General features: G+C 71.9%; 9 protein-coding genes and 1 rRNA gene. 5 read left to right on the top strand and 5 right to left on the bottom strand.

Going from position 1 to position 12,260, the window contains the following annotated elements:
- Positions 1–28: 28 nt before the first annotated feature.
- From ACZ5U5_RS11120 to mtnA, 4 genes are read right to left on the bottom strand one after another with little or no spacing between them, the layout of a single operon-like run.
- The gene (locus ACZ5U5_RS11120) at positions 29–1,882 is read right to left on the bottom strand and encodes an LpqB family beta-propeller domain-containing protein (RefSeq protein WP_469019270.1); all 1,854 of its coding nucleotides are present in this window, start codon (positions 1,880–1,882) and stop codon (positions 29–31) included.
- Positions 1,872–3,980: an MtrAB system histidine kinase MtrB gene (gene mtrB, locus ACZ5U5_RS11125; RefSeq protein ID WP_469019271.1), complete on the bottom strand. Its 2,109-nt coding sequence runs from the start codon at positions 3,978–3,980 to the stop codon at positions 1,872–1,874. The genes ACZ5U5_RS11120 and mtrB overlap by 11 nt, the downstream gene beginning before the upstream one ends.
- A gap of 1 nt (position 3,981) precedes the next feature.
- On the bottom strand, positions 3,982–4,671 hold the full coding sequence (gene mtrA, locus ACZ5U5_RS11130) for a two-component system response regulator MtrA (protein ID WP_361836743.1): 690 nt from the start codon (positions 4,669–4,671) through the stop codon (positions 3,982–3,984).
- 4 nt (positions 4,672–4,675) lie between these two features.
- Complete coding sequence (gene mtnA, locus ACZ5U5_RS11135) at positions 4,676–5,860, bottom strand: S-methyl-5-thioribose-1-phosphate isomerase (RefSeq protein WP_469019274.1); 1,185 nt, start codon at positions 5,858–5,860, stop codon at positions 4,676–4,678.
- Positions 5,861–6,000: 140 nt separating this feature from the next.
- Between mtnA and ACZ5U5_RS11140 the strand changes: the two genes are divergently transcribed.
- The 5 genes from ACZ5U5_RS11140 (at position 6,001) to ACZ5U5_RS11160 (ending at position 12,096) form a co-directional block, all read left to right on the top strand.
- Positions 6,001–7,311 (top strand): DUF7847 domain-containing protein, encoded by a 1,311-nt coding sequence (locus ACZ5U5_RS11140; RefSeq protein WP_469019276.1) that lies wholly within the window; start codon positions 6,001–6,003, stop codon positions 7,309–7,311.
- Between the two features lie 4 nt (positions 7,312–7,315).
- A complete protein-coding gene (locus ACZ5U5_RS11145; RefSeq protein ID WP_469019278.1) occupies positions 7,316–8,008 on the top strand; it encodes a DUF4129 domain-containing protein in 693 nt (230 codons plus the stop codon).
- Positions 8,009–8,426: 418 nt separating this feature from the next.
- Positions 8,427–9,806, top strand: coding sequence for a DUF4350 domain-containing protein (locus ACZ5U5_RS11150; RefSeq protein ID WP_469019281.1), 1,380 nt, complete (start codon positions 8,427–8,429; stop codon positions 9,804–9,806).
- Positions 9,806–10,786, top strand: a complete 981-nt coding sequence (locus tag ACZ5U5_RS11155; protein ID WP_469019284.1) for an AAA family ATPase — start codon at positions 9,806–9,808, stop codon at positions 10,784–10,786. Before ACZ5U5_RS11150 ends, ACZ5U5_RS11155 begins: the two co-directional genes overlap by 1 nt.
- Complete coding sequence (locus ACZ5U5_RS11160) at positions 10,786–12,096, top strand: DUF58 domain-containing protein (RefSeq protein WP_469019287.1); 1,311 nt, start codon at positions 10,786–10,788, stop codon at positions 12,094–12,096. Before ACZ5U5_RS11155 ends, ACZ5U5_RS11160 begins: the two co-directional genes overlap by 1 nt.
- Positions 12,097–12,166: 70 nt before the next feature.
- Here ACZ5U5_RS11160 and rrf read toward each other — a convergent pair.
- Positions 12,167–12,260: ribosomal RNA gene (rrf, locus tag ACZ5U5_RS11165) — 5S ribosomal RNA — on the bottom strand; the annotation flags it as partial.

Consider the following 12,260-nt stretch of genomic DNA (forward strand, 5'->3'; position numbering starts at 1 on the left):
CGGGTAAACCGTCACCCCGGACAGACCGTCACCCGGGATAGACCGGCGCCGTCCCCTGCTCCACCACCGTCTGCCACTGCGCGCCCGTCGGCAGCCGCACTATCCCGTCGTCCGAGTGCGCCACCAGCGGCTGCTGCTCGTCCTCGGACGCCGCGATCTCCTTCACGCCGGTGAGGCCGGGCAGCGTGGCGCCCGCGGGCACCGAGCCGTCGCTCTGGACGTACCGCATCTGCTGCACGCCACCGGACTCGCGCCCGACCACCACGAGGCGGCTGCCGCCCGCCCACGACATGGCGGTGACCTCCTCCATCTGCGGCGCGGCCTGACGCAGGCCGTCCACCGAGATCTGCGGCTGCTCGCCCTTGACGCCCGTCCGCTCCACGCGGCCTATCTGCAGGCTCGTCCTGCCGTCCTTCTTCACGAGGAGCGCGATCCGAACGCCGTCGGCCGACACCCGCACCGCCTCGATCCGCCCCTCGAGGTTCGCGATCTTGACCGGCAGCGGCTCTCCCGCACCCTGCTCCAGCCAGAGCAGACGCGGCCGCTTCGGGTCGCGGTCGGCCACCCAGAGGTCACCCCGGCCGTCCCAGCTGGGCGTCGAGAGACCGTCCTGCTCGGACTTCGCCTTGCTGCGCACCTCCGGCTTGCCGAGCCCGGCCTCCGCGACCAGCGACCCCATGTACAGCGAGCGCCCGTCGAGCGACACCCCGGCCGCCCGCTCCTCGTCCCGCGACACGGCGGCGGACCGCAGCGGCTGCTCGCCACTGCCCAACTTCCCCCGCACAGGCTTCGGAACGGCCTTGCTGCCGGCGCCGGCAGGCATCTGCACCAGGCGGCGCTTGTCGTCGATGAGGTACTGGAAGTCGGGGTGCTCCGCGGTGCGGCGCGCGGCGACGGACTCGGCGCGTTCCTTGCTCAGGACACACAGCTGCGAGCCGTTGCGACGCTGGAGCTCCACCTCCTGGACGCCGGACGACGTCAGGTCCTGGAGCGTGAAGAGCAGCTGCGCGGCCATCTCCGTGCAGCGCTCCTGACCCGTGGAGTCGGCCTTCGCGTTCAGCGGCACCGTCAGCTTGCCCTGGTCGTCGGGCGCCAGCGTCCTGGTGCCCGCCTTGAGCCGCGTACCCGTCGGGAAGCGCGTGCCCACGACCTGCTTGAGCCAGGTGGTGGGGCCGTCGAGCAGTGCCTTGACGCTCTCCGTCACGGGGTCTATTCGCTGGCGTATGTAGACGGGGTCGGGGACGAGCCCTTCCTGACCGCCACCGGTCGCACCGGACGAACGCGTCGCGAAGTAGTACTTGTTGACGGACCAGTAGATGCGCTGGAAGTCGGACTGTCCGAGCACGACACCCGGCGGCACCCGGTCAAGGCGCCACTCCTTGCCGTTCGGCCCGTCCTGCTGAGTGAGGTGCACGCTCTGGTCGTACGCCTCGTTGTCGAGCTGATAGGCGTGCTCGTCGTTCACGGTGGCGACCTTGCGCCCGATCAGCGGAAACGAACGGCCGGTGTCACCGTCGTTCCCGCCACTGCTCGCTCCCGGCCTCGGCCCGCTCTCCAGCACCGTGGTCCGCACATCGGGGTTCCAGCCCTTCGACGCGTCCTTGGTCAGGTACTTGCGTGCCATCGCGAACTCAGGGTCGTCGCTGGTCAGCGCCTCGAGAAAGCCCTGGACGATGTCCAGGGGGCCCGCGTCGTCAGCCGGCGGCATCGCGTAGACCCGGACCTGCGACTGCGAGTCCGGGCGCTGGGAGGCGTCGACCGCCTTGAGGTTCCCGCTGTCCGGCATCGAGGCGCACCCCGCGAGCAGCACCCCGCAGGAACCGAACAGCAGCCCGGCCCGCAACGGACGGCGGCGAGCACGGCGGTCGTGGTCAGCGGCCACGAGAGGCCTCCCCTTCCCTGGCGGGATCCGTTTCCGTCTCGCTCGCGTGATCGGTGTCCGGCACGGCGTCCCTCGCGGCACTCGCCGCCGGTTCGCCGGAGCCGTCGTCCAGCGGCCTGCGCGGCACCACCCGCGCTCCGCTGCCCGGCAACGCGGTGGGGTCCACCGTCGTGGCCGTCTGGGCGTGCCGCGGCGCCATCGGCGCCCTCGCGGGCACGGGCGGCGGCACCCGCTCCGACACCGTCGGCTGCGCGGGCACCGTGGCGAGCTTGTTCGCGCCGCCGAGCGGCAGACCCGCGTCGTTCAGGCCTCGGTGCCGCCGCGAGTCGTCGGGCTCCAGCGGTATCGGCGAACCCCGAAGGGGTTCGTCCGCCGTGCGCGGCAGCGTCAGACGGAACTGCGAACCGCCGCCCGGCTCGCCCCACGCCTGCAGCCAGCCGCCGTGCAGCCGTGCGTCTTCGAGTGCGATGGAGAGCCCGAGGCCCGTACCCCCGGTGGTACGCGCGCGTGCCGGGTCGGCCCGCCAGAAGCGGCTGAACACCCGCGTCGCCTCGCCCGGCTTCAGCCCCACTCCGTAGTCCCGCACCGCGACCGCGACCGCGCCACCCGCCACCGCGAGCCGCACCACGACGTCCTGGCCCTCGCCGTGCTCCACGGCGTTGACCACGAGGTTGCGAAGGACCCGCTCCACCCGGCGCGCGTCGGCCTCGGCGACCACGGGCTGCTGGTCCCCGACGACCCTTATGTGCGTCCCCTTGCGCTCCGCGAGCGGCTCCGCACCGCCCACAACACGTCGTACGACCTCACGCAGGTCTATCGGCTCGGCTTCCAGAGCCGCCGCACCCGCGTCGAACCGGCTGATCTCCAGGAGATCCGCGAGCAGCGTCTCGAACCGGTCCAGCTGGTCGGCGAGCAGCTCGGCCGACCTCGCGGTCACCGGATCGAAGTCCACGCGCGCGTCGTGGATGACGTCGGCCGCCATCCGTACGGTCGTCAGCGGCGTACGCAGCTCGTGCGAGACGTCCGAGACGAAGCGGCGCTGCATCCGCGAGAGCTCCTCCAGCTGCTGGATCTTCAGCTGGAGGTTCTGCGCCATCTTGTTGAACGCCTCACCGAGCCGCGCGATGTCGTCCTCACCGGTGACCTTCATACGTTCCTGAAGGCGCCCGGCGGACAACCGCTCGGCGATCCCCGCAGCCATCCGTACCGGCGTCACGACCTGGCGCACCACCAGCCAGGCGATGGCACCGAGCAGCACCACGACGAACAGACCCGCGGTGGCCAGCGTCGTCCTGACGACACCGAGGGACTCCTCCTCCTGCGTCAGCGGGAAGAGGTAGTACAGGTGGTAGGGATCGCCGTTCAGGTCGTTCAGACGCTTGCCGATGACGAGGCCGGGCTGCGCGTCCCGGCCGTCGTTGAAGACGATGCGGGTATTGCTCTGATAGGCCCTGGTGCCCTCGTCGACGCTGCTGCGCAGCGCCTCGGGCACACTCTGGATCGGGTCCACGCCCCCGGAGGCACGCGGCCCCCGCACACTCTCGCCGCCTGCCGTGGACGTCGGGCTCAGCGTCACCACGTTGAACGCGCTCTGGCCGCCGCTGGAGAGCTGCTCCACCAGGTCGGACATCCACACGGCGGTGGGCGGCGTGGCCCCTCCGTCGGGCGTGCCGGCGCCGCTGTCCTGCCCGGACCGCGGCCGGGCGGAGTTCGCCTCGTCCTGAGCCGCCCTGAAACCACCGTCGGCCTGGCTCTGCGAGGCCTTTACCTTGGCCTTGAGCAGGCCGTTGTTCACCGAGCTCATGACGGCGAAGCCCAGCATCAGGACCACGCCGAGCGACATCAGCAGCGTCGTGACGACGACCTTCAACTGAATGTTGCGCCGCCACAGCCGCAGGGCAGGCAGCAGCGGACGGCGCACCCAGCGCACGAAGAGCCTCAGTACGGGGCTGCCCTGTACCCCGTCCTGCAACAGCAGACCACCGTCGAGGAGCCGCCCGAACGTCGAGCCGCGCCGCGTCCGCCCCCCAGTCCGCCCCGAGCGGCCGCCCGGAGCCGGAGCCCCGGGCGGTGTCGCGGGGGAACTGTCCCGGGACATGTCAGCTCGGTCCGGCCTTGTAACCGACACCGCGGACGGTCACCACGATCTCCGGGCGCTCGGGGTCCTTCTCGACCTTCGAGCGCAGCCGCTGCACGTGCACGTTCACCAGCCGGGTGTCGGCCGCGTGGCGGTAGCCCCAGACCTGCTCGAGCAGCACCTCACGCGTGAACACCTGCCACGGCTTGCGGGCCAGCGCGACCAGCAGGTCGAACTCCAGCGGGGTCAGCGCGATCGACTGGCCCTCCCGCTTCACGGAGTGCCCCGCCACGTCGATGACCAGGTCACCGATGGTCAGCTGCTCCGGCGCGGGCTCCTCGGACCTCCGCAGCCGCGCCCTGATGCGGGCCACGAGCTCCTTCGGCTTGAAGGGCTTCACGATGTAGTCGTCGGCGCCCGACTCGAGGCCGACCACCACGTCCACCGTGTCGCTCTTGGCCGTGAGCATGACGATCGGCACCCCGGACTCCGCCCTGATCAGGCGGCACACCTCGATGCCATCACGGCCCGGCAACATCAAATCCAGCAGTACAAGATCCGGCTTTGCCTCCCTGAAAGCGGCCAGCGCCTTGTCGCCATCAGCTACGAACGACGGCTCAAAACCTTCACCACGCAGCACAATCCCGAGCATCTCGGCCAGTGCGGTGTCGTCGTCGACGACAAGGACTCGTCCCTTCATGCCTGACATCATCCCATTAGCTCATCGATACCTGGCGTGACCTGGCACACAGCTCGCCCAGGCCCCCTGCTGTCACGGGCGACACGACGCCCTCCTCGGTGACGATCGCCGTCACCAGCTCCGGCGGCGTCACGTCGAACGCGGGGTTGTACGCCTGGGTCCCCAGAGGTGCCACCACGATCCCGCCTCCCGCTTCAAAACCGGCCATCGGCCCGTGAGGCGCCGTGACCTCCGTCACTTCATGACTTGCCCGCTGCTCCACCTCGATGGACGCTCCGTCCGGGGTGTCCGGGTCCACGGTCGTGACCGGTGCCACCACGATGAACGGCACGTGGTGGTAGCGGGCGAGCACCGCGAGCGGATAGCTCCCCACCTTGTTGGCCACCGAACCGTCGGCCGCGATGCGGTCGGCGCCGATCAGCACGGCATCCACCTCACCCGCCGCGAACAGCGACCCCGCCGCATTGTCCGTAAGCAAGGTGTACGCCATTCCGGCCCGCGCCGCCTCATACGCGGTCAGCCTCGAACCCTGCAGCAAGGGACGCGTCTCGTCCACCCACAGCCTGCGAAGATGCCCCTTCCGGTGCGCGGCAAGGGCCACCGCGAACGCCGTGCCCTCCCCACCGGAGACCAGCGCCCCCGTATTGCAGTGGGTCAGGATCCGGTGACCGCCGCCCGGCAGCATCTCGTCGAGCAGTGCCAGACCGTGCACCGCCATCCTCGCGCTGGCCTCGGCGTCCTCCCGGTGCAGTGCCCGCGCCGCCGCGAGGGCCGCGGCCCCCGCCCGCTCCTGACCGTCCCCGCCCGCGACCGCCGCACGGTATGCCGTCAGGGCCCTTCGTACGCCGTGCTCGAGGTTCACCGCGGTGGGCCTGGCCCCCGCGATCGCGCCCGCCGCCTCGTCCACGTCGAAGCCGCGTACGGCGGCCAGCGCGACGCCGTAGGCACCGGCTATGCCGAGCAGCGGCGCCCCGCGCACCGCCAGCGTGCGGATCGCCTGCACCAGGGCCGGCGCGTCCGTGCACACCAGCTCGGTCTCGTCACCGGGCAGCCTGGTCTGGTCGAGGAGGACCAGTACGGGGCCCTCGGGCGGCTCGGCCCAGCGGATCGCGGAGATCGCCGGGTTCGCCTCTTTCACCGGATTCGTCGGGGTCTGGATCGGCCGGATGTCCTCGCCTGATTGCGCGTCCTGATCAGCCATCCGCCCAGTCTGCCCCGTACCTGTCGGACAATTGAAGGTGTGCAGCCCATACGCTGCCCGGTCCCCACACGGGTGTGCCGTGGCACGATGGCTGGCAACCTGCCGCCGCGACCGCGGACGGGCACCGTGAAGGAGCGACGATGAACGACACTCCGGGCTGGGCTTCGCCCGGATCTGCCCCCTCCGACGACGGCAAGGACTCCGGCAAGCCCGGACCCGCCGAGCCCGCGGACCAGCCCGACGCTCCCGCATCGAAGTGGTCCAAGGAGCAGCCGCCGCCCGCCCAGTGGTCCGCCCCCAGCCCACCCGCACCCGGCCAGACCCCGCCTCCGCCGCCGCCCGGCGGCGGTTGGGGCGGCGGACACCCCGGAGGTCCCGGCCCCGGACCCGGTGGACCCGGCCCCGGTGGTGGACCCGGCCGCTACCCCGGCTGGGGCGCGTGGCAGGGCCCGCCGCCCGCCGCAAAGCCCGGCGTCATCCCGCTGCGGCCCCTCGGCGTCGGCGAGATCCTGGACGGCGCGGTCTCCACGATGCGTACGTACTGGCGCACGGTGCTCGGCATCTCGCTCGCCGTGGCCGTGTTCACGGAGATCATCGTCATCCTGCTGCAGGGGCTCGTCCTCAACGACAGCGCCTCCACGGACGCCCTCGACGACCCGAGCGCGACCGTCGGCGAACTGACCCGCGCCCTGGGCGACACCCTGCTGAGCTCCGGCGTGGTCCTGCTGATCACGCTGCTCGGTACGATCGTCGCGACCGCCCTGCTCACGATGGTCACCAGCCGCGCCGTCCTCGGTAAGTCGGTCACCACGGCCGAGGCCTGGCAGGACGCCAAGCCGCAGCTGCCGAGGCTGATCGGCCTGACACTGCTGCTCCCGCTCATCGGCATGGCGATCGTCGCCGCCGGCTCCGTGCCCGGCGTACTGATCGCGGTGGCCGGTGCGACGGACGCGGGCATCAGCCTGGCGGTCCTCGGCGGATTCGCCGCCCTGATCGTCGCCGTCTGGCTGCTCGTCCGCTTCTCGCTCGCCTCGCCCGCCCTGATGCTGGAGAAACAGGGCGTGAAGAAGTCGATGACCCGCTCGGCGAAGCTGGTCCGCGGCTCCTGGTGGCGGGTGTTCGGCATCCAGCTGCTCGCCGCGATCATCGCCAACGTCGTCGCGTCGATCATCGTCATCCCCTTCACCCTCATCGCGGGCGCGCTGAGCGGCGACGGCGTCACCGGCTTCCTCGACAGCGGCACCGGCGACCTCGGCTGGACCTTCCTGATCGTCAGCGGCATCGGCTCGGTCATCGGCTCGATGCTCACGTTCCCGATCACCGCCGGCGTCACGGTCCTCCTCTACGTCGACCAGCGGATCCGCCGGGAGGCCCTCGACCTCGAACTGGCACGCGCGGCGGGCCTCCAGGGCGACAACGGCGCCGGCGCCCCCGGAACCCCCGGGAGCTGATGCGGTGACGGGGGCAGCACTACACGGACTGACGGCGGTCCTGCGCACGGGCGACGACGACCCACCGGTGACGATCCCGCGCGCCCCCGCGCGGGAGGCGGCCGAACGCGAACTGTCCGACCCCGCCTACCACCGACACGACCCGAGCCTCCTGCAGCGCGCCCTGAACCGTTTCTGGGAGTGGGTCGACGACCTGTTCTCCGCCGCCTCGGGGGCCACCCCGGGCGGCGGCCTCGGCCTCCTCGTCATCACCCTCGCCGTACTGGCCATCGCCGCGGCCCTGTGGTGGCGCCTGGGCACCCCGCACCGCGCCCACGCCGCCTCCTCCCCCGCCCTCTTCGACGACCGCCCGCGCACCGCCGCGGAGCACCGCGCCGCCGCCGAGGCACACGCCGCCCAGGGCCACTGGAACCAAGCCGTCCAGGAACGCATGCGGGCGATCGTCCGCTCCCTGGAGGAACGCGCCCTCCTGGACCCCCGCCCCGGCCGCACAGCCGACGAAGCAGCGGCAGAGGCCTCCCTCCCCCTCCCGACCCACGCCACGGAACTCCAGTCGGCAGCCCAGTCCTTCGACGCCATCACCTACGGCTCCCGCACAGCCACAGAACCGACGTACACCCGCCTGACCACCCTGGACAAAGCCCTGACGGAAACAAAACCAACCCTCCCCAACACCTTCCAGGGAGCCCCCCGTTGACGGCCCCCCAGGCGCACCGAGCCCCCACCACAAAACCCCAGTCGGCAACCCAGCCCTTCGCCACCACCACACACAGCACCCACACCACCACGGAACCCACCTACACCCGCCTCACCCCCCAGGGCCCCCCGTCGGCCACCCCCCAGCCCCACCCGGCCTCCACCACAAAACCCCAGACGGCAACCCAGCCCTTCGCCACCACCACACACAGCACCCACACCGCCACGGAACCCACCTACACCCGCCTCACCACCCAGGGCCCCCCGTCGACCGCCCCCCAGCCCCACCCGGCCCCCGCCGCAAAACCCCAGACGGCAACCCAGCCCTTCGCCACCACCACACACGGCCCCCACACCGCCACGGAACCCACCTACACCCGCCTCACCACCCTGAGCACCACCCCCCTGGGAGCCCCTCGGTGACGGCCCCCCAGGAGCCGCCGCCCCCCGAGACCGCCGGCAGACCGCACAGGGATGCGGGCAAGAACGGCACCCGCGCCGGCGGAAGCGAAACCAGCACCGGCACCGAAGCGGCCGCCACCGCCCGCGCCGCCACGGCCACCGCCCCCTCCACGCCGCCGCCCGCTCCCGGGACCGACTCCGCCCCTGAACCCGGCCTCGGCTCCCCCACCTCCTCAACCCCCACCCCCCGCCAGCTCTGGACCAAGACCCGCGGCATCCTCCTCGCCTTGGTGCTCCTCCTGGCGGCCGCCATCGCCATCGCGGCCGTCCGCTCCGGCGCCCAGCACGGCCGCCTCGACCCGCGCTCCGCCGACCCGTACGGCAGCCGCGCCGTCGCCGAACTCCTCGCGGACCGCGGTGTATCCACCCGCGTGGTCACGACCTCCGAAGAGGCCAGATCAGCGGCGGGCCCGGACACCACGCTCCTGGTGACCACCCCCGACCGGCTCACCGAACGCCAGCAGTCCCGCCTCCGCGCGACCACCGAGGACTCCCGAGGCCGCACCGTCCTCCTCGCCCCCGGCACCCCCTCCGTCGGCACCCTCGCCCCGGGGGTCACCGCGGACGCCACCCCCAGCCTCGACTCGACGCTCTCCCCCCGCTGCGACCTCCCCACCGCCGAACGCGCGGGCTCCGCCGACGTAGGCGGCCTCCGCTACGACACCCTCGCCCCGGAAGCCGACGCCTGCTACCTCAGCGACGGCCTCCCCAGCCTGCTGCGGCTCCCGGCCGCCGAGGGGCCCGGCGACACCGTCGTGCTCGGCGCCCCCGACATCCTCTTCAACGACCGCGTCGACGAGCAGGGCAACGCCTCACTGGCCCTGCAACTCCTCGGCTCCCGGCCCCACTTGGTCTGGTACCTCCCCTCACTCTCCGACGACGCCGCCACCGGCGACACCGCCGACCGCGACTTCTTCGACCTCATCCCCGACGGCTGGCTCTGGGGCACCCTGCAACTCACCGTCGCCGCCGCACTCGCCGCCCTGTGGCGCGCCCGCCGCCTCGGCCCGCTGGTCCCCGAACGCCTCCCCGTGGCCATCCGCGCCTCCGAAACCGTCGAAGGCAGAGCCCGCCTCTACCGCAAGGCCAACGCCCGCGACCGCGCGTCCACCGCCCTCCGCTCGGCCACCCGCACCCGCATCGCCCCCCTCATCGGCGTCTCCCCCACCCAGGCGCACACGCCCGAGACCCTGCTCCCCGCTCTGTCCGCCAGGCTCCGCACCCCCGGCCAGGACCTGCACCCCCTCCTCTTCGGCCCACCCCCCGCCGACGACGCAGCCCTCATCGCCCTCGCCGACCAACTCGACGCCCTCGAAAGAGAGGTACGTACTTCATGATGGACCCGACCACTGACAACGCCGGGAGCTCCGGCAGCGCCCGCTCCTCCCTGGAGTCCCTGCGCACCGAGATCTCCAAGGCCGTGGTCGGCCAGGACGCCGCGGTGACGGGCCTCGTCGTGGCCCTCCTCTGCCGCGGCCACGTCCTCCTCGAAGGCGTCCCCGGAGTGGCGAAGACCCTGCTCGTCCGCGCCCTCGCCGCATCTCTCGAACTCGACACCAAGCGCGTCCAGTTCACCCCGGACCTGATGCCGAGCGACGTCACGGGCTCCCTCATCTACGACGCCCGCACCACCGAGTTCTCCTTCCAGCCGGGCCCGGTCTTCACCAACCTCCTCCTCGCCGACGAGATCAACCGCACCCCTCCCAAGACCCAGTCCTCCCTCCTCGAAGCGATGGAGGAACGCCAGGTCACCGTGGACGGCACCCCCCGCCCCCTCCCCGAGCCCTTCCTCGTCGCAGCCACCCAGAACCCGGTCGAGTACGAAGGCACGTACCCCCTCCCCGAAGCCCAGCTGGACCGTTTCCTCCTCAAGCTCACCGTCCCCCTCCCCTCCCGCCAGGACGAGATCAACGTCCTCACCCGCCACGCGGAAGGCTTCAACCCCCGAGACCTCAAGGCCGCCGGCATCCGCCCCGCCGCGGGCCCGGCAGACCTGGAAGCAGCCCGCGCAGCCGTCGCCAAGACGTCCATCTCCCCCGAGATCACCGCGTACGTGGTGGACATCTGCCGCGCCACCCGTGAGTCCCCGTCCCTCACCCTGGGCGCGTCCCCCCGCGGCGCGACCGCGCTCCTCTCCACGGCCCGCGCCTGGGCCTGGCTCACGGGCCGCGACTACGTCATCCCCGACGACGTGAAGGCCCTCGCCCTCCCCACGCTCCGCCACCGTGTCCAACTCCGCCCGGAGGCCGAGATGGAGGGCGTCACGGCCGACTCCGTGATCAACGCGATCCTCTCCCACGTCCCGGTCCCCCGCTGATGGCCCTCACCGGCCGCACAGCACTCCTGGCGGCCCTCGGCAGCCTCCCCGTAGGCATCTGGGAACCCAGCTGGACAGGCATCCTCGCCGTGAACGCCCCACTGGCCCTGGCCTGCGCCTGCGACTTCGCCCTTGCCGCCCCCGTACGCCGCCTCGGCCTGACCCGCGCAGGCGACACCTCCGTACGCCTCGGAGAATCCGCCGACGTCGAGCTCACCGTCACCAACCCCTCCGGCCGCCCCCTGCGCGCCCAACTCCGCGACGCCTGGCCGCCCAGCAGCTGGCACCCCGGCACCGAAGTCGAGGCCTCCCGCAGCCGGCTGACGATCCCTCCCGGCGAACGCCGCCGCCTCACCACCCGCCTGCGCCCCACCCGCCGAGGCGACCACCAGGCCGCCCGCGTCACCATCCGCTCGTACGGCCCCCTTGGCCTCCTCACCCGCCAGGGCAGCCACAAGGTCCCGTGGACACTCCGGGTCCTGCCCCCCTTCACCAGCCGGAAGCACCTCCCGTCCAAGCTCGCCCGCCTCCGCGAACTCGACGGCCGCACCAGCGTGCTGACCCGCGGCCAGGGCACGGAATTCGACAGCCTCCGCGACTACGTCCCCGGCGACGACACCCGCTCCATCGACTGGCGCGCCACCGCCCGCCAGTCCAACGTCGCCATCCGCACCTGGCGCCCCGAACGCGACCGCCACATCCTGCTGGTCCTCGACACCGGCCGCACCTCAGCGGGCCGAGTCGGCGACGCCCCGCGCCTCGACGCCTCCATGGACGCGGCCCTGCTCCTCGCCGCCCTGGCTTCCCGAGCGGGAGACAGAGTGGACCTCCTCGCGTACGACCGCCGGGTACGCGCCCTGGTCCAGGGCAAAGCCGCAGGTGACGTACTCCCCTCGGTCGTCAACGCCCTGGCCACACTCGAACCCGAACTCGTCGAGACGGACGCCAGAGGCCTGACCTCAACAATGCTCCGCACCGCGACCCGAAGCTCGCTCATAGTCCTGCTGACCAGCCTGGACGCAGCCCCCATCGAAGAGGGCCTGCTCCCCGTCCTCTCCCGCCTCACCCAACGCCACACCGTCGTCGTGGCGTCGGTCGCGGACCCTCACATAGAGCAGATGTCCAAGGCCCGGGGAACGACAGATGCCGTGTACGACGCCGCAGCCGCCGCCCAGGCCCACGCGGAACGCCACCGCACAGCAGAACAACTGACGCGCCACGGCGTAACAGTCGTGGACGCGACCCCCACGGACCTGGCCCCCGCACTGGCAGATGCATATCTGTCCCTCAAGGCAGCCGGCCGCCTCTGAGTGGGTCAATTGTTTCTGAACGCAGAAAACCCCCGCACCCAGAGGGTGCGGGGGTTTCCCGTTAATAATAGTTCGGCGGCGTCCTACTCTCCCACAGGGTCCCCCCTGCAGTACCATCGGCGCTGTGAGGCTTAGCTTCCGGGTTCGGAATGTAACCGGGCGTT

The organism is Streptomyces sp. NPDC033177, assembly GCF_055577715.1.

Bases quoted from the DNA above. Each gene is read 5' to 3' on its own strand.
- mtrB (WP_469019271.1), bottom strand. From the start codon at position 3,980: ATGTCCCGGGACAGTTCCCCCGCGACACCGCCCGGGGCTCCGGCTCCG.
- mtrA (WP_361836743.1), bottom strand. From the start codon at position 4,671: ATGATGTCAGGCATGAAGGGACGAGTCCTTGTCGTCGACGACGACACC.
- mtnA (WP_469019274.1), bottom strand. From the start codon at position 5,860: ATGGCTGATCAGGACGCGCAATCAGGCGAGGACATCCGGCCGATCCAG.
- ACZ5U5_RS11140 (WP_469019276.1), top strand. From the start codon at position 6,001: ATGAACGACACTCCGGGCTGGGCTTCGCCCGGATCTGCCCCCTCCGAC.
- ACZ5U5_RS11155 (WP_469019284.1), top strand. From the start codon at position 9,806: ATGGACCCGACCACTGACAACGCCGGGAGCTCCGGCAGCGCCCGCTCC.
- ACZ5U5_RS11160 (WP_469019287.1), top strand. From the start codon at position 10,786: ATGGCCCTCACCGGCCGCACAGCACTCCTGGCGGCCCTCGGCAGCCTC.